Genomic DNA, 23,892 nt, shown 5'->3' with positions numbered 1-23,892 from the left:
TCGGTGCGCGCCCGGGGTCGCGGAGGTTACTGGACGGGAGTGCCGCCCCGCCACACGCGGCGGGGCTTGAGGCCGAAGCCCCAGGCGAAGGCGCCTTCGTGGTCGGCGTCCCACTGGACGATGTCGGCGAGCCTGCCGGGCGCGAGCACGCCGCGGTCGGGGGCGCCGAGCACGGTCGCGCCGCCCAGGGTGGCGGCCCGGAGCGCGTCGCCGACGCTGATGCCGAACGCGGCCACCGCCAGGCTGATCACCAGCGACATCGAGGTGATGCCGCAGTAGCCGGGGTTGTGGTCGCTGCCGAGGGCGACGGTGACGCCCTGGGCGAGCATCCGCCGGACGGGCGGGAGGTTGCCCTGCTGCAGTGCCGTGCCGGGGCAGACCACGGCGGGCACCCCGTAGCGGGCGAGCAGGGCGATGTCCTCGTCGGAGGTGTTGTGCAGCAGGTCGGCCGACGCGCAGCCGAGCTCGGCCGCGAGCTGAACGGCGCCGCGCCGCTTGTCGGAGCCGGCGTGGATGCGCGGCAGCAGACCGACGTTGCGGCCGGAGGCGAGCACCCAGCGGGCTTCGTCGGTGGTGAAGTGGCCGTCGTCGCAGTAGACGTCGTTGCCGGTCCAGAGCCGGCCGATGTTGGTGAGAAGTCGAACCGTCATGGCATCACCGCCCGGCCGAAGGCCATGAGCGCATCCGGGAACGCCACCGCAGCCCAGCTCTGGCCGGGCGCCACGCCCGCCGGGTCCGCTCCGTTTCCGGACGTCATTGGGGGGTCTCCTGATCTCATCCGCACAGGTGTGCGATGACGGTATCGCCCAGATCTTGGCCAGGCGATTTCAGTTCAGTTACGTTATTTCACAGGTCGGCTCGCTGTACAGGGTTATTGAGAAGAACGCCGGTTCGTCTCCCTGCCCTCGCGACGGCCCCTCCGCACCCCGGCAGATCGTCTGCCCCCAGGTCGCCTGGTGCCGAGCTAGCCCCTGCTGTAACAGCAGTCACACGCGTCATCATGCGAAACCAGCGCCAGAATGTCTTGTCAGGGTTTGCATATCGTAGCAATAATCAAGCCTCGCGGGCCACAGCCGTTTTCCTGCGCCTTTGCGAGGTTTCCCCGCCAGCGTCGTACTTTTACACCGTTTCGTACCGTTCATCCTGATCCGCGAGCCCAGCCCCCACCCCTCGCGACGCGGGATGATCTTCAGAAGACTCAGTGTAGCCTCTCTGAAGAGCGCCATCTTTGCTTGTCAAACACTGGGTTGTACCGGGAGTCGTCTTGGCCGTGCAGGAGAATATCAGCAGGCGTCACGTCGAGGCGCTATTGCGTGACAACGAGGACGGCATCCTCGGACGCTGGGTGCAGATCTCCAACGAGCCCCTGCGCGGGCGCGCCGTCGAGAACGACACCCGCAAGGAGCTCCAGGAGATCTACCACGCCTTCCTCCGCTCCATGGAGGACCCCGACGGCGCCTCGGAGCTGCGCGGCCTGCTGTCCGACCTGTCCCGCTCGCGCGCCCGGCAGGGCTTCACGCCCTCCGAGACGGCCATGGCGGTCTTCGGGCTCAAGGAAGCGGTCTACGAGTTCGTCGAGACCGATGGCGGCGAGGAGGCCCTGCGCGGCTTCATCTGGCTGTCGCGCACCATCGACGGCCTCGGGCTCTACACCTTCGAGTCCTTCACCGCCGCCCGCGAGAAGATCATCACCGACCAGACCGAGCAGCTCCTCGAGCTGTCCACCCCGGTGGTGAAGCTGTGGGAGGGCATCGTCGCGGTCCCCCTGGTCGGCACGCTGGACTCCGCCCGCACCCAGGTCGTCATGGAGAAGCTGCTCCAGACCCTGGTCGACACCGGCTCGGAGTACGCGGTGATCGACATCACCGGCGTCCCGGCCGTCGACACCCAGGTCGCCCAGCACCTGCTCAAGACGGTGATGGCCGCCCGGCTGATGGGCGCGAACTGCGTCATCTCCGGCATCCGCCCGCAGATCGCCCACACGATCGTCACCCTGGGCATCGAGTTCGGCGACATCGTCACCAAGGCCACGCTCGCCGACGCCCTGTCCTACGCGCTCAGGCAGAGCGGGGTGCAGGTCGCGGGCATGCGGCCGGGCCGCGCGGCCGTCCGGGCCGAGGAGGCCTGAGATGGACCGCGTCCCCATCCTCAAGATCGGCGACGTGCTGATCGTCTCGATCCAGGGCGACCTCGACGACCAGTCCGTCCTGACGCTCCAGGAAGACCTCGCCGACCGGGTCGTCGCGACGGGGGCGATCGGCGTCATCATCGACATCACCGCCGTGGAGATCGTCGACTCCTTCGTCGGGCGCATGCTGTCGACGATCGCCGGGATGTCGCGCATGCTCGACGCCGAGACGATCGTCGTCGGAATGCGCCCCGCCGTGGCGATCACGCTGGTCGAGCTCGGCCTCTCCCTCGGCGGGCTCCGCACCGCCCTGGACCTGGAGAAGGGCGTGGCGTTACTGAGCCGGCACGGCACGCAGGGCACGAGCGATCTGTCCGCGGTCGGACTGTGAGCCATCCGCCCGCGCCCAGAACGGTGGAGGAGCTCACCATCACCTCCAACGACGAGGTGGTGACCGTCCGCCAGAAGGTCCGCGCGACAGCGATCGAGCTGGGTTTCTCCCTCGTCGACCAGACCAAGGTGGTCACCGCCGCAAGCGAGCTCGCCAGGAACACCCTGGTCCACGCCGGTGGCGGCCAGGCCAACATCACGATCGTCCAGAACGGCGCCCGCCGCGGCATCCGGCTCGTGTTCAGCGACAACGGCCCCGGCATCCCCGACCGGCAGCTCGCGCTCACCGACGGATGGAGCAGCGGCGGCGGCCTCGGGCTCGGGCTGAGCGGCAGCCGGCGCCTGATGGACGAGTTCGTCCTCGAATCGGAACCCGGCCGCGGAACGGTCGTGACGGTGACGAAATGGACCCGCTGAGCCCGCCGCGTCAGGACGTCTGGCTCAGGATGGAGGACCCGAGCGCCATCGGGGCCGCCCGCAGGATCGCCACCGCCCTCGCCGAGGACCGGAACTTCGGCGAGGAGCACGTCGGCCAGGTGGCCGTCGCGGTCAGCGAGGCCGCCTCCAACCTGGTCAAACACGCCAGCTCCGGCATGATGCTGGTCCGCCCGCACGCCTCCTCCCCCGCGACCATCGAGGTCGTCTCCATCGACGACGGCCCCGGCATGGCCGACACCGTCGGCCCCATCCGCGACGGCTACTCCACCGCCGGGACGCTGGGCATCGGCCTCGGGGCGATCACCCGCCTGTCCGACTCCTACGACATCTACTCGCGCCCCGGCGTCGGCACCGTCCTGAGCATGCGCTTCACGGCCAAGGACGCCCCGCCGCCCGACTCCCGCGCCTGCGGCCTGTACCGGCCGGTCGGGGACGAGGTCGAGTGCGGCGACGCCTTCGCCTACGAGGACACCGGCACCGTCGTCACCGCGATCGTGTGCGACGGCCTCGGCCACGGGCTGGCGGCGGCCATCGCCTCACGCGAGGCGATCCGCGTCTTCCGCGAGCGGTCCGACAGTAGTCCCACAACCATCGTGGAACGCGTGCACAACTCGCTCGGGCACACCCGGGGCGGCGCGGTGGCCGTCGTCCGCATCGACCGCTCGACCGGTTCGGTGCGGTACACCGGGATCGGCAACATCTCGGGGTGGATCTGCCACTCCGAAGGACGCCAGGGCCTGGTCTCGGTCCCCGGGATCGCCGGGCACAAGGCCCGGACGTTCCGGGAGTTCCAGTACGAGCTGCCGCCGCACGGGGTCGTGGTCATGCACTCCGACGGGCTGACCGAACGCTGGGACCTCACCTCCTATCCCGGCCTGCTCACCCACACCGCGCCCGTCATCGCCGGGACGCTCCTGCGCGACGCCGCCATCCGCCGCGACGACGCCTGCGTCCTCGCCATCAGGGCCGACCGGTGAACCGCGAACTGTTCACCATCGCCGTACGGGACGACCGGGACGTCTTCGCCGTACGCCAGCTCGGCCGGGAGGTCGCCGAGGCCGTCGGGCTGGACGACCTCGACCAGATCCGCGTCGGCACCGCGCTCAGCGAGGTGGGCAGGGAGATCGTCGGCGGGTCCCGCGACGCGGAGGCGTCCTTCCAGCTCGACGACCTGGGCGGCCTCGTCGTGGAGATCACCTACTCGGAGGGGTCCGACGCCGTCGCGCCCGCGGGGGTGACCCTGGCGGCCCGCCTGATGGACAAGGTCGAGCACGACGAGGACCTGCGCCGCGTCACCATGGTCAAGAAGTCGCAGGGCCTGCGGGCCCCCGCCGAGCCGCATCTCGGGGAGATCCGCACCAAGATGATCGAGCTGGCGCCGATCAGCGTCATCGAGGAGCTGCGCCAGCAGAACCGCGAGCTCGCCTCCGCCCTGGAGGACTCGCGCCACCAGCGGGAACGCCTCCTGCGCCTCAACGCGGAGCTGGAGGAGACCAACCAGGGCGTGTTCGCCCTGTACAACCAGCTCTCCGAGGAGCTGGAGGAGACCAACCGCGGCGTCGTCGCCCTGTACGCCGAGCTGGACGAGAAGTCCGCCCAGCTCAGGGAGGCCGGCGAGGCCAAGAACCGCTTCTGGGCCACGGTCAGCCACGAACTGCGCACCCCGCTCAACTCGGTCATCGGCCTGGTGCGGCTGCTGCTCGGCCCGGGCGGCGAGGAGCTGAGCGAGGAGCAGCACCTCCAGATCGAGCTGATCGGCGGCTCCGCGCAGACGCTGCTCTCGCTGGTGGCCGAACTGCTCGACATGGCCAAGGCGGAGTCCGGCCGGCTCACCTCCCAGCCCTCGGCCGTCGACCTGCCGGCCCTGGCCGACCGGCTGCGGATGACCCTGCACCCGACCGCCGGAACCGACAACGTGCGGCTCACCGTCGACGTGGCGCACGCCCCGGAGACGCTGGTCACCGACGAGGTGCTGCTCTCCCGCATCCTGCGCAACCTGCTGTCCAACTCGCTGAAGTTCACCGAGTCCGGCGAGGTCGGGCTCAGGGCGTACAGCGAGGCCGGTGAGGTGGTGTTCATCGTCACCGACACCGGCATCGGCATCCCGCCCGAGCACCAGGAGCGCGTGTTCGAGGAGTTCTACCAGGTGCCGGGCGCCGCGCAGGTGCGCGCCCGGGGCACCGGCCTCGGGCTGCCGTACGCGCGCAGGCTCGCGGAGGTGCTCGGTGGCACGCTGAGCCTGTCGAGCGCGCCCGGCGAGGGGACGACGGTCACCGTACGGCTGCCGCTCGACCCCGGGTTCGGCCCGGAGGCCGCGGACGCCCCCGGCGCGGACCCTGAGACGGGACCACGCCGGGAGGACTAGGATCCGGCCGACCCCCCAGGGACGCAACCTGCGGCTCCGCCGATCCGAAGGGCAGTGAGTACCCTCCGCGCCACGCTCCTGAGCCGGCGCGGGCGGGAGTGCTATCAAAGAGGGACGATGAACGAGAACACCGCGACCATCCTGGTGGTGGACGACACCCCGACCAAGCGGTACATCCTCGGGAGCTGGCTGCGCCGGGCGGGCCACGAGGTGGTGGAGGCCACCTGCGGCGAGGAGGCGCTCGACCTGGTCCACGCGCTGGCCCCCGACCTGGTGATCCTCGACGTACGGCTGCCCGACATCGACGGGTACGAGGTGTGCGAGCGGATCAAGGCCGACCCGGCCACCACGGCGATCCCGGTGATCCAGATCTCGGCGCACGCCATCGCGGTCAGCGACCGGGCCCACGGGCTCGACCGGGGCGCCGACGCCTACATGGCCGAGCCGATCGAGCCGGAGGAGTTCATCGCGACGGTGCAGGCCACCCTGCGCTACTACCGGGCGCGCCAGCGGGCCGAGCGCATGGCCCTGCGGCTGGGCGAGCTGACCCAGGTCACCCTGGAGATCAACGCGAGCACCACCTTCGACGAGCTGCTGCGGGTGGCCGTCGAGGGCACGGCCGCCATCCTCGGCAGGCGCAGCGGCGCGATCGCCATCGCGGTCGACGGCAGGATCAGGCGGTACGCGGTGATCCACCCCGGCGAGCCGGCGAGGTCCCTCGGCACCCCGCAGGACACGCTGGAGAGGATCACCCGCCTGGCCCTCGGCGACGCCGCGGGGACCGCGGAGTTCACCGTGTCGCGCGACGCCTGGCTGAAGATCCTTCCCGACGCCGAGATCAGGGCCGGCGTCTCCGCCGTGGTGTCGCGGACCAAGTCGGGCCGTTCCCCGGTGTACGTCGGGGTGGAGGGCATCGAACCGCTCGACGCCGACGAGCTCAACATCCTCAAGCAGCTCGGCCAGGCGCTCGCGCTCGCGGTGGACGCCCTGCGCACCTACGCCGAGGAGCACATGATCGCGCTCACCCTGCAGCGCAGCTTCCTGCCCACCCACATCCCGGTGACCCCCGGCCTGGAGCTGGCCGTCCGCTACCGGCCGGCGATCGACAACGTCGAGGTGGGCGGCGACTTCTACGAGGTCCTGCGGGTCGGCGACCGGCTCCTGGTGGGCATCGGCGACGTGCAGGGGCACTCCCTGCACGCGGCCACCGTCATGGCCGAGCTGCGCCACGCCCTGCGCGCCTTCGTCGTCGAGGAGCACGATCTCGGGCGGCTCATGGGGCGGCTGAACGACGTGATGCGCCGCTACCACCCCAGCATGACGGCCACCGTCTGCCTGCTGCTGGTCGACCCGCTGACCGGCGTCGTGGACCTGGCGAACGCCGGGCACATCCCGCCGATCATCGTGTCCGGCTCCGACGCGCGCTACCTCGGCTGGGGGAACCTGCTCATCGGCGCCGCGCACGAGGACTACCGGGTGGACCGCCTGCAGATCCCCGAGAACGGCGCCCTGCTGATGTTCACCGACGGGCTCATCGAGGACCGCCACATCCCGCTGGACCACAGCCTGGAGGTCGTCCGGCAGATCGCCACCTCGTTCGACAAGGACCTGGAGGTGTTCTGCGACCGGCTGATCGACCACTTCGGCCCCCGTGAGGACGACGTCGCGGTGGTCGCCCTGCGCAGGACCCGCTGAGCCGCGTGCGCGTCCGGCGGGCCTCCGGGGCCCGATAGGCGAGCCCGGCAGGCACCGCCTATTGAAACAGGTTCTATTGTCGATCTAGGCTCAGGCCGGAGGCCAAGCCATGATCCTGGACAGATTCCTCGTCACCGGGCGCGTCGCCGTCGTCACCGGCGCGGGCCGGGGCATCGGCGCGGCCACCGCCGTCGCGCTCGCCCAGGCGGGGGCCGACGTGGTCGTGTCGGCCCGCACCGAAGAGCAGCTCAAGGGGGTGGCGGCCCAGATCGAGGCGGCGGGGCGACGCTGCCTTGTGGTGCCGGCCGACCTCGCGGAGCCGGGCGCCGCCGAGAGCCTTGCCCACCAGGCGGCCGGCGCGTTCGGCCGGCTGGACATCGTGGTCAACAACGTCGGAGGCGCGCTCCCCCGCGCCTTCCTCGACACCAAACTGCGGCACCTGGAGAACGCGTTCCAGTTCAACGTGGGCATCGCCCACGAGCTGACGTGGGCCGCCGTCCCGTACATGCTGCAGGCGGACGGGGGCACGGTCGTCAACATCTCCTCGGTGATGGGGCGAGTGGCCGGGCGCGGCTACCTGGCGTACGGGACGGCCAAGGCCGCGCTGGCGCACTACACGCGCCTGGCGGCGTGCGACCTCGCGCCCCGGATCCGGGTCAACGCGATCGCCGTCGGCTCGGTCGCCACCTCCGCGCTGGAGATCGTGATGACCGACGACGACCTGCGCACCAGCATGGAGCAGGCCACCCCGCTGCGGCGCATCGGCGACCCCGAGGACATCGCGGCCTCCGTGCTGTTCCTCGCCTCCCCGGCGGGCGCCTATCTCACCGGCAAGGTCCTGGAGGCGGACGGCGGCCTGGAACGCCCGAACCTCGACCTCGGCCTGCCCGACCTGTAGCGGTGCCCGGCTCCGTGATGACGCCCGGCCTTCGTTGCGACGCACGGCTTTCGTGGCGGGTGCACGGCCTTCGTCGCGGTTCGGTTTCGTGTCCGGCCTGACCTGAGGAGTCGTCGTGGTCTACACAGTGGTGCAGTGGGGGACGGGCAACGTCGGCCGCAACACGCTGGCCGGCATCCGGGCCCGCCCCGACCTGGAGCTCGTCGGCTGCCACGTGTCCAACCCGGCCAAAATCGGCAGGGACGCCGGCGAGCTCGCCGGCCTCGGCCCGCTGGGCGTCACGGCGACCGGTGACGCCGCCGCGCTGCTCGCGCTCCGGCCCGACTGCGTGGTCTACACGGCGATGGCCGACACCCGCGTCTTCGAGGCCCTGGACGACCTTTCGGCCATCCTGCGGTCCGGCGCCAGCGTGGTGTCGTGCAGCCCGGTGTTCCTGCAGTTCCCCGACGGGTCCCTGGACGCGCCCGTCCGGGAGGCCGCGCTCGCGGGCGGGTCCTCGATCTGGGTCAACGGCATCGACCCGGGGTTCGCCAACGACTGGCTGCCGCTGGTCCTGACGGGCATCAGCGAGCGCGTGGACGAGGTCCGCTGCCTGGAGGTGCTCAACTACGCCACCTACGACCAGGGCACGGTCCTGTTCGGCATCATGGGGTTCGGCGGGCCGATGGACGAGGTCCCGATGCTGCTCCGGCCCGGGGTGCTCACGATCGCGTGGGGCAGCGTGGTCCGGCAGATCGCGGCCGGCCTCGGCGTCGAGCTGGACGGCATCGAGGAGTGGCACACCCGGCTGCCCACCCCCGAGACGTTCGAGATCGTCTCGGGCACGATCGCGAAGGGGACGTCCGCCGCGTTGCGGTTCCAGGTGCGGGGCATGCGCCACGGGCGCCCCGCCATCGTCCTGGAGCACGTCACCCGGCTCCGCGACGACCTCGGCCCCGACTGGCCGCAGCCGGCCGGTCAGGGGTGCTACCGCGTCGAGGTCAGGGGCGAGCCGGACTACACGCTCGACCTCCGGCTGACCGGAAGCGACGGCGACCACAACACCGCCGGGCTCAAGGCCACGGCGATGCGCCTGGTCAACGCCGTCCCCGCGGTGGTCGAGGCCCCGCCCGGCCTGCTGACCGCCCTGGACCTGCCGCTCATCACCGGCCGTGGCCTGATGCCCTGAAAGACCCCTCCGGCCTGATCATCCGGAAATCTGAGCGTCCGGACGGTCCGGGAAAAGCGACGACCGCCGGTGCCTCACGGCACCGGCGGTCGGCGGGGCGGGCCACGTGACCCGCGCCGCGATCAGACGGTCTCGACCGGCTTGGCGGTGCGCTCCAGCTCGGAGTACAGCGCGGCCGGCACGCGGGCGTGCAGGACGGTGCCGTCGCCGGTGTGGTCCACCGACAGCACCTCGCCCTCCTTGTGGGCCCGCGCGATCAAATCGCCCCGGTCGTAGGGGACGAGCAGGTGCACCTCGTGGTCGAGACGGGGCAGTTCCCGCTCGATCGTGGCGATCAGCTCGTCCAGCCCCATGCCGGTGCGGGCGGACACGACCACGCTGTGCCGCTCGCGGGTCGCCAGCCGGGCCAGCGCGACCGGGTCGGCGGCGTCGGCCTTGTTGACCACGACGATCTCCGGGATGTCGCCCGCGCCGTCGATGTCGGCCAGGACCTCCCGTACGGCGGCGAGCTGGGACTCCGGGTCGGGGTGCGAGCCGTCCACGACGTGCAGGATCAGGTCGGCGTCGCCGACCTCCTCCAGCGTGGAGCGGAACGCCTCGACGAGCTGGTGCGGCAGGTGCCGGACGAACCCGACGGTGTCGGCGATCGTGAACAGCCGGCCGTCGGGCGTGCGGGCCTGGCGCACGGTCGGGTCGAGGGTGGCGAACAGCGAGTCCTCCACCAGCACCCCGGCACCGGTGAGCCGGTTGAGCAGCGAGGACTTGCCGGCGTTGGTGTAGCCGGCGATGGCCACCGACGGCACCTCGCGCCGCGTCCTGCGGGACCGCATGGTCTCGCGGGCCACCGACATGCCGCCGATCTGCCGCCGCAGCTTGGCCATGCGCTCGCGGATGCGGCGCCGGTCCAGCTCGATCTTCGTCTCACCGGGGCCTCGGCCACCGATGCCGACGCCGCCCGCGGCCCGGCCGCCGACCTGGCGGGAGAGGTTACCGCCCCAGCCGCGCAGGCGGGGCAGCAGGTAGCTGAGCTGGGCCAGCTCGACCTGGGCCTTGCCCTCGCGGCTCTTGGCGTGCTGGGCGAAGATGTCGAGGATCAGCGCCGTGCGGTCGATGACCTTGACCTTGACGACCTCCTCGAGCTGGCGGAGCTGGCCGGGGGTCAGCTCACCGTCGCAGATCACGGTGTCGGCGCCGGTGGAGACCACGATGTCGCGCAGTTCCACGGCCTTGCCCGAGCCGATGTAGGTGGCGGTGTCGGGACGCTGGCGGCGCTGGATGAGGCCCTCGAGGACCTCCGATCCCGCCGTCTCGGCGAGGAGCTTGAGCTCTTGGAGGGAGTTCTCCGCGTCGGTGACGCTGCCGCCGGTCCACACCCCGACCAGGACCACCCTTTCGAGGCGGAGCTGCCGGTATTCGACTTCGGTGACGTCCTCGAGCTCCGTCGACAGCCCGGCGACCCGCCGGAGTGCCTGCCGCTCTTCGAGCTCGTATTCACCGTTCGCGAGGTCTTCGTGGGAGTCGTTGTACATATACGTCTTCTCTGTGGCTATGTCGCGCTCCTCGGCGCTCGTGGGCTCACCGCTTCGCACAGTTCAACACGGAGACCCCGCCGATGTCTTCCCCGATGGTGTCACGGCGACCACGCGGAATCACCTTGTTATCGGCCGGGGCCGCCGGTGTCAGGCCTTGAGGACCTTGGCGTCGCCCGATCCCGTCTTGACCACGATCCTCCTCGGGGAGGCCTCGTCGCTGGTCACCTCGACCGAGCGCTCGCCCGAGCCGGTGCTGGCGGTGACGTGGTAGGTGCCCTGCGGCACGCGCACGACGCCCTGGCCGGACCCGGTGCCGACCCTGACGTTGTCGGGCGTTCCGGTGAACCGCAGGTCGACGTCGCCCGAGCCGGTCTCGGCCACCGCCTGCCTGCCGCCAAGGCCGGTGGCGTTGATCGTGCCCGACCCCGCCGAGACGTTGAGCTCCCCGGACAGGGCGGTCAGGATGATGTCGCCCGACCCGGTGTCGGCCTTGAGCCGGACCCCGCGCGGGACCTCGATCTTGTAGTCGACCCCGCATCCCCAGTCGGGGCTGTTCGGGCACTCGTAGGCCAGCGTGAGCGTGCCGCCGTTGATCGGGTGCCGGGTGACGGGCTTGTCGCCCTTCCAGTGCAGGGTCTCGGACACGTGGAACCCGGTGCGGTCGGACTCGGTGACCACGATCGTCCCGGAGCCGCTCCGCACGTCCAGCACCGCGACCTTGCCGCTCACGTCGTAGGCCTGCGTCGCGTCTTTGGTCGGGCCGGCGATGTTCTGCAGGCCGCAGCCGGTGAGCAGGAGCCCGGTGCCCAGCGCGGCGCCCGCGACGATCACGTTTCTCAGCCTCATCCGGCCGATTGTGCGTGATCGCGTGATCGCGTGCTCCCTGTTCAGGGCAGGTCTTTGCCTTCCGTGGAAGGATCTGGGCGTCTCCTGCCCGCGGGCGTCCCCGCTTGGGGTGGCGGACTCGGGGGAGGTACGGAAGGGGGGCGTCGGCGTCGTCATGTCTCAACCCTGCCGCCGGCCTGCCCTGGCGCCCATCGGGGAAGGCCCCGAGGCGACCCTTGCGTGTCCCTCAGGGAGACCTGGCATTGACCCCTGATCCGGGGGTCGGATAGCGTCGATTCCACAATTCAGAACTATTTTTCCACATCGTGGAAAGGATGGCCATGGACGGCGTTGAGATGACCGGCCCCGCGCTGGACCGCTTCGACGAGATCCTCACCTCCGAGGCCCTGGGCTTCCTGGCCACCCTGCAGCGGGAGTTCGACGGGCGCCGGCTGGAGCTGCTCTCGGCGCGGCAGGCCCGCCAGGCGGAGCTGTCCGCCGGCGGCACCCTGGACTTCCTGCCCGAGACCAAGGCCGTCCGCGAGGACGACACGTGGCGGGTCGCCGCCCCCGCCCCCGGCCTGGTGGACCGCCGCGTCGAGATCACCGGCCCGGTCGACAAGAAGATGACGATCAACGCGCTCAACTCGGGGGCCAAGGTCTGGCTCGCCGACTTCGAGGACGCCAACTCCCCGCTGTGGGAGAACGTCGTCGCCGGGCAGCTCAACCTGCGCGACGCCCTCGACCGCGCGATCGACTTCGAGTCGGGCGGCAAGACCTACGCGCTCAGGCCGGACGAGGAGCTGGCCACCATCGTGGTCCGCCCCCGGGGCTGGCACCTCACCGAGAAGCACCTGACCGTGGACGGGAGCCCGCTCTCGGCCTCGATCGCCGACTTCGGCCTGTACTTCTTCCACTGCGCCGCGCGGCAGATCGCCAAGGGCAAGGGTCCCTACTTCTACCTGCCGAAGATGGAGTCCCACCTGGAGGCGCGCCTCTGGAACGACGTGTTCACCCGCGCGCAGGAGCTGCTCGGGATCCCCCACGGCACCATCAGGGCCACCGTCCTGATCGAGACCTACCCGGCCGCGTTCGAGATGGAGGAGATCCTCTACGAGCTGCGCGACCACTCGGCGGGGCTGAACGCCGGCCGGTGGGACTACCTGTTCAGCGTGATCAAGAAGTTCCGCACCCGGGGCAGGGAGTTCCTGCTCCCCGAGCGCAACGCGGTGACGATGACCGCCCCCTTCATGCGCGCGTACACCGAGCTGCTCGTGCGCACCTGCCACCGGCGCGGCGCCCACGCGATCGGGGGCATGGCGGCGTTCATCCCCTCCCGGCGCGACCCGGAGGTGAACAAGGTCGCCCTGGAGAAGGTGCGCGCGGACAAGACGCGCGAGTCGGGCGACGGCTTCGACGGCTCCTGGGTGGCGCACCCCGACCTGGTGCCCATCTGCCAGGAGGTCTTCGACTCCGTGCTCGGCGACCGGCCGAACCAGCTCGACCGGCTGCGCGAGGACGTCTCGGTCTCGGCGGCCGACCTGCTCTCGGTCTCCAAGACCCCCGGCGACATCACCGAGGCCGGTCTGCGCAACAACGTGGACGTCGCCCTGCGCTACCTGGCCGCCTGGATGGGCGGGAGCGGAGCCGTCGCCATCCACAACCTCATGGAGGACGCCGCCACGGCGGAGATCTCGCGCTCCCAGATCTGGCAGTGGATCCACAACGACATCCGGCTCGCCGACAGCGGCGAGGTGGTGACCAAGGATCTGGTCGAGCGGATCATCGCCGAGGAGCTCGGCAAGATCCGCCAGGAGCCCGGGCACGACGCCACCCTGTACGGGCAGGCCGCCGAGCTGTTCACCGAGGTCGCGCTGGACGACGACTTCGCCGAGTTCCTCACCCTGCCGGCCTACGCCCGCATGCCATGACGCCGGCCCTGGCCGGGCTGGCCGGCCGCCTGAAGACGATCCTCGGCCCCGGCGGGGTGATCACCGATCCGGTGCGGCTGCGCACCTACGAGTGCGACGGGCTGGCCTACCACCGCGCGACCCCGGCCATCGTCGTGCTGCCGGAGACGACCGAGCAGGTCGCGGCCGTGGTCAGGGCGTGCGACGAGACCGGCACGCCGTTCGTGGCGCGCGGCTCGGGCACCGGCCTGTCCGGCGGCGCCCTGCCGCGCACCGACGGCGTGCTGATCGTGACCTCGCGGATGCGCCGGATCATCGAGATCGACGTCGCCGGACGGCGGGCCGTCGTGGAGCCGGGGGTGACCAACCTCGCGATCACCGAGGCCGCGCGCCCGTACGGGTACTACTACGCGCCCGACCCCTCCAGCCAGCAGATCTGCTCGATCGGCGGCAACGTCGCGGAGAACTCCGGCGGCGCGCACTGCCTGAAGTACGGCTTCACGGTCAACCACGTGCTCGCGATCGAGCTGGTCGCCCCGGACGGGGAGATCGTCCGGCTCGACGCCGCCGACCCCGGCTACGACCTGCTCGGCGCGTTCATCGGCTCCGAGGGCACGCTCGGCATCGCCACCAAGATCACGGTACGGCTGTCGCGCGCGCCCGAGGTGGTGACGACGCTGCTGGCGGCGTTCCGCGATGTCGAGGCGGGCGGGCGGGCCGTCTCGGCGATCATCGGCGCGGGCATCGTGCCCGCCGCGATCGAGATGATGGACGCGCTGGCCATCGAGGCCGCCGAGGCCGCCGTGCGGTGCGACTACCCGCCGGGCGCCGGGGCGGTGCTGATCGTGGAACTGGACGGGCCCTCGGCGGAGGTGGCCCACCAGTTCGCGCAGGTGGACCGCATCTGCCGGGACTGCGAGGCCTTCGAGCTGCGCGTGGCCGACGACCCGGCCGAGCGGGCGGCGATCTGGAAGGGGCGCAAGTCGGCGTTCGCCGCCGTCGGGCGGATCAGCCCCGCCTACCTCGTGCAGGACGGCGTCGTCCCGAGGACCTCCCTGCCCGCGGTGCTGGCGGGCATCGAGAAGCTGTCGGCCAGGTACGGCATCCGGGTCGCCAACGTGTTCCACGCCGGGGACGGCAACCTGCACCCGCTGGTTTTGTTCGACGACACCGAGGAGGGGGCTGGGGAGCGGGCCGAGCGGGTGTCCAGCGAGATCCTCGACCTGTGCATCTCGCATGGCGGATCGATCACCGGGGAGCACGGCGTCGGCGTCGACAAGTCCCGATATATGCCGAAAATGTTTACGGCGGAGGATTTGGACACCATGCAGCTCGTCCGCTGCGCCTTCGACCCCAAGGGCCTGTCCAACCCCGGCAAGATCTTCCCCACCCCCCGGCTGTGCGGCGAGGTCCCCGGGGTACGCAAGGGCGTCCATCCCCTGGTCGCCTCCGGAGAGGCGGAACAGTTCTAATGCCCCCTCCCAATCCCCCAACCCCCTCCACCCCCTCCGACCCTCCCGACCTTTCCGACTCCCCCGGTTTCCCCGGTCCTTCCGGTGACGCCCTGGTCGCGAGTGGTGTGACGATTCGCGAGGCGGGTTCGGACGACGCCGTCGCCGGGGTCACGCCTCGGTGGGTGGCCCTGCCCGAGTCCACCGAAGAGGTCGCCGCCGTCATGCGGGCAGCCGCCGAGCACGACCTCGCCGTGGTGACCGCCGGCAGCGGCACCAAGCTCCACTGGGGTCCGCCGCCCACGCGCTGCGACCTGATGGTGGACACCTGCTGCCTCAACGAGATCCTGGAGCACGTGGCCGGCGACCTGGTCGTCCGGGTACAGGCCGGGGTGACGGTCGAGGCGCTGGCCGCCGCGCTCGCCGGCGCGGGGCAGCAGCTCGCCCTGGACGTCCCGATCGAGGGCGCCACCATCGGCGGCACGCTCGCCACCGCCACCGCCGGCCCCCGCCGCCTGCGGTACGGCACGGCGCGCGACCTGCTGATCGGGATCACCGTCGTGCTCGCCGACGGCACCATCGCCCGGTCCGGCGGCAAGGTCGTCAAGAACGTCGCCGGGTACGACCTCGGCAAGCTGTTCACCGGCTCCCAGGGCACCCTCGGCGTGATCACCGAGGCCACGTTCCGCCTGCACCCGCTGCCCGCCGCACGCGCCTGGGTCACCGCGACCGTCCCGGACCTGGCGGGCCTGCCCGGCCTGGCCGCCGTCGCCGCCTCACAGCTCGAACCCAGCGCCCTGGAGGTCGACCGTCCCGGTCCTCGCGCCCCCCTCACCGTCACCGCCCTCATCGAAGGCGTCGCCGCCGACGAACGCGCCAAGGCCACCGCCGACCTCATGGGCCCCACCGCGACCATCACCCCGACCCCCCCGAACTGGTGGTCCCACCTCCCCACCGACCACCCCACCCCACCCGGCACGAACCTGCCCCCGGAGCCGCAGATCGCGGCAAGCCCAGACCTCCCACTGGCACACCGCGTACCGCCCGGCACGGACCCGGAACGGCAGGCCCCACCCGGCACGAACCCGCCTCCGGAGGCGCCTGTCCCGCTTGGCGAGGAGGCCCCCCCGCTGGAACCCCGCGTACCGTCGGAGCCGCACGTCGCGGACGGTGAGGGCTTTCTGATGGAGCTGCGGGTGCCGCCCGGCGCGGTCGTCCGGGCGTTCGCGGCGGTGGGCCGTGCCGCCGAGGAGGCGGGGGGCATCGCCGTGCACGTCCGGGGCTCGCTCGCCTCGGCGGTCCTGCATCTCGCGCTGCCCCCGGACACCACGGCACCCGCCGCCGAGACCTTCGTGGCGGCCCTGCGGTCCGGCGTGGCCGCCGACGGCGGCAGACTGGTGGTGTGGACCGCGCCCCCGGACGCCGCCGCGCGGCTCGACCGCTGGGGACCGGTCGGCGCCGCGTCGCTGATGCGGAGGGTGCGCGAGCGGTTCGACCCCGAGGGCCGGATGTCACCCGGACGGCTCGACGTCGGCCCTCCGCCGGCCGCGAACCACGGCGCGTGAGGAGCGAACGGCCATGGACCCCGAACTGATCAAGGACTGCGTGCACTGCGGGTTCTGCCTGCCCGCCTGTCCCACCTACACGCTGTGGGGCGAGGAGATGGACTCCCCGCGCGGACGCATCCACCTGATGAAACAGCACGTCGAGGGCACCCCGCTGACCCCAGAGATGGCCGGGCACTTCGACGCCTGCCTCGGCTGCATGGCCTGCGTCACCGCCTGCCCGTCCGGCGTGAAGTACGACGTGCTGATCGAGTCGGCGCGGGCCGAGGTCGAGCGGGTCCACGAGCGACCGCCGGCCGACCGCGCCTTCCGGGCGCTCGTCTTCTCGCTGTTCCCCTATCCCCGGCGGCTGCGGGCGCTGCGCCTGCCGCTGCGACTGGCCGAGCGGATCACCCCTCGGCTGCGTCCCCTGCTCGAACGGCTGGACCCCCGGCTGGCCGCGATGGCCGAGCTGGCGCCCCCGGTCGCCCGGCCGATCTGGCTGCCTCCGAGGATCGCGGCGCGCGGGCGGCGGCGGGCGGTCGTCGGGATGCTCACCGGCTGCGTCCAGGCCGAGTTCTTTCCCCGGGTCAACGCGGCGACGGCCCGCGTCCTGGCGATGGAGGGCTGTGACGTGGTCATCCCGCCGGGCCAGGGCTGCTGCGGGGCGCTGTCGGTGCACTCCGGGCGGGCCGAGGAGGCGGCGCGGTTCGCCCGCCGGACGATCGAGACGTTCGAGCGGGCCGGCGTGGACACCGTGATCGTGAACGCGGCCGGGTGCGGGTCGAGCACCAAGGAGTACGCCGAACTGCTGTCCGCCGACCCCGCCTGGGCCGGCCGGGCCGGCGCGCTGCGCTTCCTGGACTTCGCCGAGTTCCTCGCCGAGCTGGGCCCGGCGGCCGAGCGCCATCCCCTTCCGATGACCGTCGCCTACCACGACGCCTGCCACCTGGCCCACGCCCAGGGGATCCGCGCCCAGCCAAGGGCGCTCCTCGGGGCCGTTCCCGGCCTGGAGCTGCGTGAGGTGCCGGACGCGGCGATGTGCTGCGGGTCCGCGGGCACCTACAACCTGTTCCAGCCGGAGGCCGCCCGCGAGCTCGGCGACCGCAAGGCCGAGCAGGTGCTGACCGTCGGGGCCGATCTCCTGGTCTCCGCCAACCCCGGCTGCACCATGCAGATCGCCTCGGCGGCGCGCCGTCACGGCGAGCACGTCCAGGTGGCCCACACCGCCGAAGTCCTCGACGCCTCCCTCCGCGCCCTCTCTCCCAAAACCCTCACCCGCCCCCCAAAGCCCTCCACCCCAAGATCCGATCCAAGCCTCGAACCCGCTCCCATCCCCGCTTCCGGCCCCGCCCTCGATCCCGCCTCCGGCCCTGGTCCCGGTCGCGGTGACGCGGGTACGGGGACCGTCGGCGGAGAGCGAGCGCGATGAGCACGGTGCAGAGCGTCGACCGGGCGCTGGACGTCCTGGAGGCGCTGGCCGACCACGGCGGGGAGGCCGGCCTCTCGGAGATCGCCGCCCGGACCGGCCTCCCGTACGGGACGATCCACCGGCTGCTCCGGTCGTTGCTGACCCGGGGGTACGTCCGGCAGGAGTCCGACCGCCGGTACGCCTTGGGCAGCGCCTTGGTGCGCCTTGGCGGGGTGGCCGAGCGCATGGTGGGCGTGTGGGCGCAGCCGTACCTGGAGAAGATGGTCGCCCTGTCCGGCGAGACGGCGAACCTCGCCGTCCTGGAGGGCGACTTCGTGGTCTACGTCGCCCAGGCGGCCTCCCCCCGGCGGTTGCGCATGTTCGCCGAGGTGGGCCGGCGGGTGCTCCCGCACAGCACCGCAGTTGGCAAGGTCCTGCTCGCCGAACGGTCCGACGCGGCGGCGATCCTGTCGCGCACGGGCCTTCCCCGCCGCACGGAGCACACGATCACCTCGGTCGAGGCGATGCTCGCGGAGCTGGCGACCGTTCGGGCGCAGGGGTACGCGATGGACTTCGGCGAGGAGGAACTGGGCGTGCACTGCCTGGCCGTCCCGGTCCACGACGGCGCCCGGGTGATCGCCAGCATGTCCATATCAGGCCCGGTCGAACGCATCGAGGCCCTCGACCGAGCCGACCTGGCCCAGGCCATGCGCACCATAGCCACCGACTTCGGCACCCAGGTCTCCCCACCCCCGCAATGACCCCCTCCCAACGGTCTACAGGTTTTGGGTGGGCGGGGGTGAGGTGAGGTGGGGGGCGGGGGTGTGCTGGCAGACGGCGAAGATCGCGCCTTGGGGGTCGGACACGACGGCCACGCGGGTGCCGCGGAGTTCGTATTCGCCGATGAGCACCCGGCCGCCCTCGCGGACGACGAGGTCGATGCTCTGTTCGCAGTCGGGCACGATCAGGTAGGTCACCCATTGGGGTGACAGGTCTTCGAGCTCGTACGGCATCCGCACCCGGCCGCAGACGGCCTTGTGCCGGATCTTCCACAGGACGTAGTCGAACTCGACGCCGTCGCCGACCTGCTTGGCCTCGTAACCGAACAACGCGCGGTAGAACGGATCCACCAGTTTGGGGTTCCGCGCGTGCAGCTCGCTCCAGCACATCGCGCCGGGCTCGCTGTGCAGGCGGCATCCCGGCTGGCCGGCCGCCTGCCACAGCCCGAACGGCGCCCCCTCCGGGTCGACGGCCACGGCGATGCGCGCGAAGCCGCGCAGGAGGGTCGGCAAGATGATCAGCTTGCCGTCATTGGCCTCGGCGCGTACCACTGAGGCCTCCAGGTCGGAGGTGGAGAAGTAGGTCATCCAGGCGCTCGGGCCGCTCTCCAGCCCGACAGGCGGGGGCGCCAGCGCGGCGACCGGCTTGCCGCCCGCCAGGCAGATCTTGTATCCCCAGACCTGCGAACCGAGATCCCGGTACGACCAGCCGAAGACCTTCTGGTAGAACCGGGTCGCGAGCGCGAGATCGGAAGTGGTGAGCTCCGGCCAGCAGGGAGCCCCGTCGGGGTACCCAGTGCGTTCCGGCATGTCGAGACTCCCCAGGTAGTGGTGCAAGCCCCCTACAGACGCATACTCCCACCATCCGACCCCCGCGCCTCTACAAGCCCCCCAACCTTGCCGATACCTGGACGAATACCCCCATTCCACCGGCAAGGCGGGAGACCAGCGTGACCCCAAGGTGGATGTCCAACCGGCCCACCGGCAAGACGGAGGCCAGCGTGACCCGCGGGGCCGCTGTCCAGCCGATCCACCGGCAGGCGGGCGCTCACCGTGACCCCGAGGTGCCGTCCAGCCCATCCACCGACACGGCGAGGTCTCAGCGTGGCTGCGAAGGCCGTCAGCGGGCCTGCGGGGTGATGTTCAGTGAGCCGTTCTGCGGGACCGGGACCACCTGGACCCTGCCGTCCTGGATGGCCTTCCACAGGATGGCCCCCTGGGGGCCCAGTACCGCGACCAGGTCCTTGATGGACTCCATCTCGGTCTTGACCTTGGTGTTGATCTGCTGCTGGGCGAGGTTCTGCTGCTTGGCGGCCTGTTCGGCGGCCAGGGCGTCGATCAGGCTCTGCGGCGGCTCGGGCTTCTGGATGGTGAGCACGACGTCACCGCACTCGCCCGTGCCGGCGAAGTTGGGCTGGCAGAAGTAGTCGGCACCGGCCGTCTCCTTGATGAACTGGCGGGCGAGCTGCCCGACCCGCGCCTCCCACTGCTGCTTCACGTTCGGGTCGTTGAACAGCTTCTTCCACTCGAACTCCTGCGAGGCCGCGTCCATGGCCCGGTCGAGCGGCTGCTTGAAGTAGAAGTTGAGCATGCGGCGCCAGCCGTCCGACGACTCGTCGCCCTCGAAGTACGACCGGTACTTGAGCCCGATCTTCTCGTGGAACTGCCGGAGGGTCTCGCAGGAGGTGTTGAGGGTGAACGTCGCCGAGCCGGCGACCTGCATCTCGACGTTGTCCTTGGAGACGATGCTGATGGGCTTGGACTCGGAGTCCTCGGTGCCGGAGAAGTCGAACGTGCGCTGGCCGAAGGGATAGGAGTAGGAGGTGTCGCCGGGGCCGAGGAACGTCGCGCCGCTGGAGGGGTTGACGCACTTCACGAATTTGATCGCCTCGAACGGGCCGCCCGCGTAGTGCAGCCGCACCTCGTCCGGCGCGGTGCTGACCTTCGTGCAGCCGGTGGCGAGGAATCCGAGTACCACGATGGCGATGACGGCCAGCAGCACGATCCTGAACACGATACGCACGCCACGCCTCCCGCCCTCTGGCTGGCTGTCCGCGTTCTTACGTGCGCTCATGGCCGTCCGTCCTTTTACTTGTCCTTTACGTTCGGCCGATCCTAGAACAACCCCGCGGTGATCATCCGCAGGTTCGCCGCCGCCTGTGGACAACCGGTTCCAGGGGCCGGGCGGCTGTGGAGAACCCCCGGCAGGCACGCGGAGGCCGCTCAGTCTTCCTTGATCGAGGGGACGGGACGCCCGCCCGCGCAGCGGACCTCGATCTCGGTGCGCGCGCCCCCGCTCTCGAACCTCACGCGCACCTTGTCGCGCGGCCCCCGCTCCGCGTCCTTCACCTCGTACCCCTGGGCGGGCGTCCAGGACTGCGCGGTGACCAGGCCGCCGTCGCACCGGGCGACCACCACCCCGCCCCGCGCCGAGATCACCTTGCGCCCGCCGGACGTCGTCCCCGCACCGGAAGGCGGCGTGGACGGGGAGGCGGTGGCCGAAGGCCGCGCCGGAGCCGGCGTGTCCGAACCGTCCCCGGCCGGTGAGGTCTCTTTGCGCGAAGGGGACGGCAGGGCGTCGAGGGATCGCCGGACGTCGGCGGGCGACAGAGCACGGCCGGCGGAGCCGGTGATCGTCTCCCCGAGGAAGGCGGTCACCACGATGCCGGCGCCGGTGGCGATCAACACGACGACCAGCCATCCGGCCACGACGAGAAGCGGGCGCCGGTTCATGCGCTGATCCTCCCTGGCCGTTCCCTAAGCCCGGGTTAATGGCACCATAACGGCCTTATGCCTACAGCCCCGGACCGGTTAGCGTAACCGCACATGGCCAATGTCCTGCTCGTCGAGGATGACGCGACGATCCGTACCGCCCTGATGAGGGGCCTGCGTGACCGGGGTCACGCCGTGTCCTCCGCCCCCACCGCGCTGGACGGCCTGCGGCAGGCCGTCGCCGACCGTCCGGACCTCGTCGTGCTCGACCTCGGCCTGCCCGACCTGGACGGCACCGAGATGCTGCGCATGCTGCGGGCCGTCAGCCGCGTCCCGGTGATCGTGGCCACCGCACGGGACGGCGACGCGGAGATGGTCCGCCTGCTGGACGCGGGCGCCGACGACTACGTGGTCAAGCCCTTCAGCGCCGCCCAGCTCGACGCGCGCGTCCGGGCCGTGCTCCGCCGCACCGCCGACGCCCGCACGGACACCTCGGTGACCGTCGGCGGCCTGCGGCTGGACCCGCGCAGCCGCGAGGCGGTCCTGGACGGCACCCCGCTCGACCTCACGCCCCGCGAGTTCGACCTGCTCCACTACCTGGCCACCCGCCCGGGTGAGGTGGTGACCAAGCGGGAGCTGCTCACGGAGGTCTGGCAGGTCCCCTACGGCGGCGCGGACAAAACGGTCGACGTCCACCTGTCGTGGGTGCGCCGCAAGCTCGGCGAGACCGCCCAGGAGCCCCGCTACCTGCAGACCGTGCGCGGTGTCGGGGTCAAGCTGGTCGAGCCGGCATGAGGCGGTGGCTCGCGGTGCTGGTGGCGGCCACCACCTCGCTGGTGCTGGTCGCGCTCCTGGTCCCGCTCGGCCTGCTAATCCGTGCTCTGGCGCAGAGCGGCGCGGTCACACAGGCGACCTCCGAGGCCCAGTCCGTGGCGGCGGCCGTCGGCACGGCGGACCTCGACGGCCTCACGCTGACCGCCGAGCGCATCACGGCGTCGAGCGGCCACGCCGTCACCGTGTTCCTGCCCGGCGGCAGGACGGCCGGCTCCCCCGCGCGGCGCTCCCCTGGCGTGGAGCTGGCCTCGCGCGGGCAGAGCCTCACGGCGCGGACCTCCGGCGGCGGCCTGGAGGTCCTGGTCGCCGTCCAGGGCCTTCCCGGCGGCACGGCCGTGGTCCGCGCGTACCTCACCGAGGCGGACCTGACCCGCGGCGTCCGCGAGGCCTGGCTCGGCATGCTCGTACTCGGGCTCGCGCTGATCGGGGTGGGCATCCTGGTGGCCGACCGCCTCGCCCTCGCGCTGACCAGGCCCATGACCGGCCTCGCCCGCGTGTCCCACCGGCTCGCCGCCGGGGACCTGGCCGCGCGCACCGTGCCCGGCGGCCCGGTGGAGGTCCGTGACGTGGGGCTGGCGCTCAACCACCTGGCCGGGCGGATCAGCGACCTGCTCGCCGAGGAGAGGGAGACGGCCGCCGACATCTCCCACCGCCTCCGCACGCCCCTGACGGGCCTGCGGCTGGAGACCGAGTCGCTGTCGGACCCGGAGGAGGCGGCGCGCCTCGGAGGCCGGGTGGACGCGCTGGAACGCGCCGTCAGCTCGGTGATCATCGACGTGCGCCGCCGGTCCCAGGAGCAGGCGAGCTGCGACGCGGTGGCGGTCGTGGCCGAGCGCGTGAGGTTCTGGTCGGTGCTGGCCGAGGACCAGGGACGGCCGGTGGACCTGGACCTGCCCGCAGGCCCGCTCGTGGTGGCCGCCGGCGCCGCCGACCTGTCCGCCTGCGTCGACGCGCTGCTCGGCAACGTCTTCGCCCACACCCCCGAGGGCGCGTCCTTCGCCGTGCGCCTGACGCCCGCGCAGGGCGGCGCCGTACGGCTGGCGGTCGCCGACGCGGGGCCCGGGTTCCCGGCCCACGCGCAGGCGGGCGATCCCCTCGACCGGGGCCGCAGCGGCGCGGGATCGACCGGGCTCGGCCTGGACATCGCCCGGCGGACGGCGGAGTCGTCGGGCGGTTCGCTGCTGCTGGAGACGGCTCCTGGCGGGGGCGCGATGGTCGTCCTGCTCCTCGGCGGCGCCGATCCCGCCGCCTTAGGGGCGCCTTAACCTCGCCGAAGCGCGGCGTTAGGGCGTTCCCGGCGAAGGTGAGGTCATGACGAACACACAGCGCATGAGCAAGACGGTCCGGCTCGCCATCGCGGGCGCCGCGGCGGTCGCCGTCCTCGGCGCCGGAGCCGTGGCCGCCGAGGCCGCGACCTCCGCCGCCGCCACGACGTCCACCGCCGTCCCGGCGAGCACGGCCACCGTCTCCGTCGCCACCACCGCCACCACGGCGGCCGTCTCCTCCCGCCAGGCGATCAGGATCGCCAAGAAGCGCGTCCCCGGCGCCCGGGTCACCAAGGTCGAGCGCGAGTGGGAGCACGGCCACCGCACGTGGAAGGTGGAGCTGCAGAAGGGGCACACCGAGTACCGCGTCTACGTCTCCGTGCGGACCGGCAAGATCATCAAGTTCCGGAGAAAGCACGACCACTGACCGATGACCACCGCGAAGGCCCGAAGGGGCCATAACGGGCCGGGGTAGCCACCCGGAAGCGGGGGGGGGGGGGGGGGGGGCCCGCCCCCCCCGCGCCGGCGAGCGCGCGCCCCCGCGCCA

Annotated in this window: 22 protein-coding genes; 16 read left to right on the top strand and 6 right to left on the bottom strand. The window is 71.8% G+C overall.

Annotated elements, in window-relative coordinates; genetic code table 11:
• Positions 1-26: 26 nt before the first annotated feature.
• Positions 27-650, bottom strand: coding sequence for an amidohydrolase family protein (locus NYZ98_RS30870; RefSeq protein ID WP_262847107.1), 624 nt, complete (start codon positions 648-650; stop codon positions 27-29).
• Positions 651-1,270: 620 nt separating this feature from the next.
• Here NYZ98_RS30870 and NYZ98_RS30865 point away from each other — a divergent pair.
• The 8 genes from NYZ98_RS30865 (at position 1,271) to NYZ98_RS30830 (ending at position 9,082) form a co-directional block, all read left to right on the top strand.
• A complete protein-coding gene (locus NYZ98_RS30865) occupies positions 1,271-2,128 on the top strand; it encodes an STAS domain-containing protein (protein ID WP_262847106.1) in 858 nt (285 codons plus the stop codon).
• Between the two features lies 1 nt (position 2,129).
• On the top strand, positions 2,130-2,519 hold the full coding sequence (locus tag NYZ98_RS30860) for an STAS domain-containing protein (protein WP_262847105.1): 390 nt from the start codon (positions 2,130-2,132) through the stop codon (positions 2,517-2,519).
• Positions 2,516-2,935 carry an anti-sigma regulatory factor gene (locus tag NYZ98_RS30855; RefSeq protein ID WP_262847104.1) on the top strand — a complete coding sequence of 140 codons (420 nt, stop codon included), beginning with the start codon at positions 2,516-2,518 and terminating at the stop codon, positions 2,933-2,935. Before NYZ98_RS30860 ends, NYZ98_RS30855 begins: the two co-directional genes overlap by 4 nt.
• Positions 2,923-3,933 (top strand): ATP-binding SpoIIE family protein phosphatase, encoded by a 1,011-nt coding sequence (locus tag NYZ98_RS30850; protein WP_262847103.1) that lies wholly within the window; start codon positions 2,923-2,925, stop codon positions 3,931-3,933. Before NYZ98_RS30855 ends, NYZ98_RS30850 begins: the two co-directional genes overlap by 13 nt.
• Complete coding sequence (locus NYZ98_RS30845; protein WP_262847102.1) at positions 3,930-5,321, top strand: sensor histidine kinase; 1,392 nt, start codon at positions 3,930-3,932, stop codon at positions 5,319-5,321. The genes NYZ98_RS30850 and NYZ98_RS30845 overlap by 4 nt, the downstream gene beginning before the upstream one ends.
• 117 nt (positions 5,322-5,438) lie before the next feature.
• Positions 5,439-7,016: a fused response regulator/phosphatase gene (locus NYZ98_RS30840; protein ID WP_262847101.1), complete on the top strand. Its 1,578-nt coding sequence runs from the start codon at positions 5,439-5,441 to the stop codon at positions 7,014-7,016.
• Positions 7,017-7,125: 109 nt separating this feature from the next.
• Entirely contained in the window at positions 7,126-7,914 is a 789-nt protein-coding gene (locus tag NYZ98_RS30835; RefSeq protein ID WP_262847100.1) for an SDR family oxidoreductase, read from the top strand.
• A 115-nt stretch (positions 7,915-8,029) separates the two neighbouring features.
• A complete protein-coding gene (locus NYZ98_RS30830; protein ID WP_262847099.1) occupies positions 8,030-9,082 on the top strand; it encodes an NAD(P)H-dependent amine dehydrogenase family protein in 1,053 nt (350 codons plus the stop codon).
• A gap of 122 nt (positions 9,083-9,204) precedes the next feature.
• Here NYZ98_RS30830 and hflX read toward each other — a convergent pair whose 3' ends face one another.
• Together hflX and NYZ98_RS30820 are read right to left on the bottom strand one after the other, a co-directional pair.
• Positions 9,205-10,611: a GTPase HflX gene (gene hflX, locus NYZ98_RS30825; RefSeq protein ID WP_262847098.1), complete on the bottom strand. Its 1,407-nt coding sequence runs from the start codon at positions 10,609-10,611 to the stop codon at positions 9,205-9,207.
• A gap of 150 nt (positions 10,612-10,761) precedes the next feature.
• Complete coding sequence (locus tag NYZ98_RS30820) at positions 10,762-11,460, bottom strand: DUF4097 domain-containing protein (RefSeq protein WP_262847097.1); 699 nt, start codon at positions 11,458-11,460, stop codon at positions 10,762-10,764.
• A gap of 314 nt (positions 11,461-11,774) precedes the next feature.
• Here NYZ98_RS30820 and aceB point away from each other — a divergent pair, with 314 nt between their 5' ends.
• From aceB to NYZ98_RS30795, 5 genes are all read left to right on the top strand, one after another.
• Positions 11,775-13,370 (top strand): malate synthase A, encoded by a 1,596-nt coding sequence (gene aceB / locus NYZ98_RS30815; RefSeq protein ID WP_380706294.1) that lies wholly within the window; start codon positions 11,775-11,777, stop codon positions 13,368-13,370.
• A complete protein-coding gene (locus tag NYZ98_RS30810) occupies positions 13,367-14,821 on the top strand; it encodes an FAD-linked oxidase C-terminal domain-containing protein (protein WP_262847095.1) in 1,455 nt (484 codons plus the stop codon). The genes aceB and NYZ98_RS30810 overlap by 4 nt, the downstream gene beginning before the upstream one ends.
• Positions 14,822-14,928: 107 nt before the next feature.
• The gene (locus NYZ98_RS30805; RefSeq protein ID WP_262847094.1) at positions 14,929-16,365 is read left to right on the top strand and encodes an FAD-binding oxidoreductase; all 1,437 of its coding nucleotides are present in this window, start codon (positions 14,929-14,931) and stop codon (positions 16,363-16,365) included.
• A gap of 13 nt (positions 16,366-16,378) precedes the next feature.
• Entirely contained in the window at positions 16,379-17,776 is a 1,398-nt protein-coding gene (locus tag NYZ98_RS30800) for a (Fe-S)-binding protein (RefSeq protein WP_262847093.1), read from the top strand.
• Positions 17,773-18,516, top strand: coding sequence for an IclR family transcriptional regulator (locus NYZ98_RS30795; protein WP_262847092.1), 744 nt, complete (start codon positions 17,773-17,775; stop codon positions 18,514-18,516). The genes NYZ98_RS30800 and NYZ98_RS30795 overlap by 4 nt, the downstream gene beginning before the upstream one ends.
• A gap of 15 nt (positions 18,517-18,531) precedes the next feature.
• On the opposite strand, the gene NYZ98_RS30790 is transcribed toward NYZ98_RS30795, so the two are convergent.
• From NYZ98_RS30790 to NYZ98_RS30780, 3 genes are all read right to left on the bottom strand, one after another.
• Positions 18,532-19,344 carry a VOC family protein gene (locus NYZ98_RS30790; RefSeq protein WP_262847091.1) on the bottom strand — a complete coding sequence of 271 codons (813 nt, stop codon included), beginning with the start codon at positions 19,342-19,344 and terminating at the stop codon, positions 18,532-18,534.
• Positions 19,345-19,654: 310 nt separating this feature from the next.
• A complete protein-coding gene (locus NYZ98_RS30785) occupies positions 19,655-20,557 on the bottom strand; it encodes an SPFH domain-containing protein (protein ID WP_262847090.1) in 903 nt (300 codons plus the stop codon).
• Positions 20,558-20,757: 200 nt separating this feature from the next.
• Positions 20,758-21,267, bottom strand: a complete 510-nt coding sequence (locus NYZ98_RS30780; protein ID WP_262847089.1) for a hypothetical protein — start codon at positions 21,265-21,267, stop codon at positions 20,758-20,760.
• 93 nt (positions 21,268-21,360) lie between these two features.
• Here NYZ98_RS30780 and NYZ98_RS30775 point away from each other — a divergent pair, with 93 nt between their 5' ends.
• The 3 genes from NYZ98_RS30775 to NYZ98_RS30765 are packed head-to-tail and all read left to right on the top strand — an operon-like array spanning position 21,361 to position 23,772.
• Positions 21,361-22,041 (top strand): response regulator transcription factor, encoded by a 681-nt coding sequence (locus NYZ98_RS30775; protein WP_262847088.1) that lies wholly within the window; start codon positions 21,361-21,363, stop codon positions 22,039-22,041.
• Positions 22,038-23,345: a sensor histidine kinase gene (locus tag NYZ98_RS30770; protein ID WP_262847087.1), complete on the top strand. Its 1,308-nt coding sequence runs from the start codon at positions 22,038-22,040 to the stop codon at positions 23,343-23,345. The genes NYZ98_RS30775 and NYZ98_RS30770 overlap by 4 nt, the downstream gene beginning before the upstream one ends.
• Before the next feature lie 46 nt (positions 23,346-23,391).
• Positions 23,392-23,772, top strand: coding sequence for a PepSY domain-containing protein (locus NYZ98_RS30765; RefSeq protein WP_262847086.1), 381 nt, complete (start codon positions 23,392-23,394; stop codon positions 23,770-23,772).
• Positions 23,773-23,892: the final 120 nt, after the last annotated feature.

The sequence above is a fragment of the Sphaerisporangium corydalis genome, assembly GCF_025506355.1.
GTDB lineage: Bacteria > Actinomycetota > Actinomycetes > Streptosporangiales > Streptosporangiaceae > Sphaerisporangium > Sphaerisporangium corydalis.
Note: the sequence above shows the minus strand (reverse complement) of the source record. Positions and strands in the feature narration are given on the sequence as shown.

Coding starts and splice junctions, on each gene's coding strand:
- NYZ98_RS30850 (WP_262847103.1), top strand. CDS start 2,923: ATGGACCCGCTGAGCCCGCCGCGTCAGGACGTCTGGCTCAGGATGGAG.
- NYZ98_RS30800 (WP_262847093.1), top strand. CDS start 16,379: ATGGACCCCGAACTGATCAAGGACTGCGTGCACTGCGGGTTCTGCCTG.
- NYZ98_RS30765 (WP_262847086.1), top strand. CDS start 23,392: ATGACGAACACACAGCGCATGAGCAAGACGGTCCGGCTCGCCATCGCG.
- NYZ98_RS30840 (WP_262847101.1), top strand. CDS start 5,439: ATGAACGAGAACACCGCGACCATCCTGGTGGTGGACGACACCCCGACC.
- NYZ98_RS30820 (WP_262847097.1), bottom strand. CDS start 11,460: ATGAGGCTGAGAAACGTGATCGTCGCGGGCGCCGCGCTGGGCACCGGG.
- NYZ98_RS30780 (WP_262847089.1), bottom strand. CDS start 21,267: ATGAACCGGCGCCCGCTTCTCGTCGTGGCCGGATGGCTGGTCGTCGTG.
- NYZ98_RS30790 (WP_262847091.1), bottom strand. CDS start 19,344: ATGCCGGAACGCACTGGGTACCCCGACGGGGCTCCCTGCTGGCCGGAG.
- aceB (WP_380706294.1), top strand. CDS start 11,775: ATGGCCATGGACGGCGTTGAGATGACCGGCCCCGCGCTGGACCGCTTC.
- hflX (WP_262847098.1), bottom strand. CDS start 10,611: ATGTACAACGACTCCCACGAAGACCTCGCGAACGGTGAATACGAGCTC.
- NYZ98_RS30775 (WP_262847088.1), top strand. CDS start 21,361: ATGGCCAATGTCCTGCTCGTCGAGGATGACGCGACGATCCGTACCGCC.
- NYZ98_RS30835 (WP_262847100.1), top strand. CDS start 7,126: ATGATCCTGGACAGATTCCTCGTCACCGGGCGCGTCGCCGTCGTCACC.
- NYZ98_RS30860 (WP_262847105.1), top strand. CDS start 2,130: ATGGACCGCGTCCCCATCCTCAAGATCGGCGACGTGCTGATCGTCTCG.
- NYZ98_RS30770 (WP_262847087.1), top strand. CDS start 22,038: ATGAGGCGGTGGCTCGCGGTGCTGGTGGCGGCCACCACCTCGCTGGTG.
- NYZ98_RS30810 (WP_262847095.1), top strand. CDS start 13,367: ATGACGCCGGCCCTGGCCGGGCTGGCCGGCCGCCTGAAGACGATCCTC.
- NYZ98_RS30870 (WP_262847107.1), bottom strand. CDS start 650: ATGACGGTTCGACTTCTCACCAACATCGGCCGGCTCTGGACCGGCAAC.
- NYZ98_RS30795 (WP_262847092.1), top strand. CDS start 17,773: ATGAGCACGGTGCAGAGCGTCGACCGGGCGCTGGACGTCCTGGAGGCG.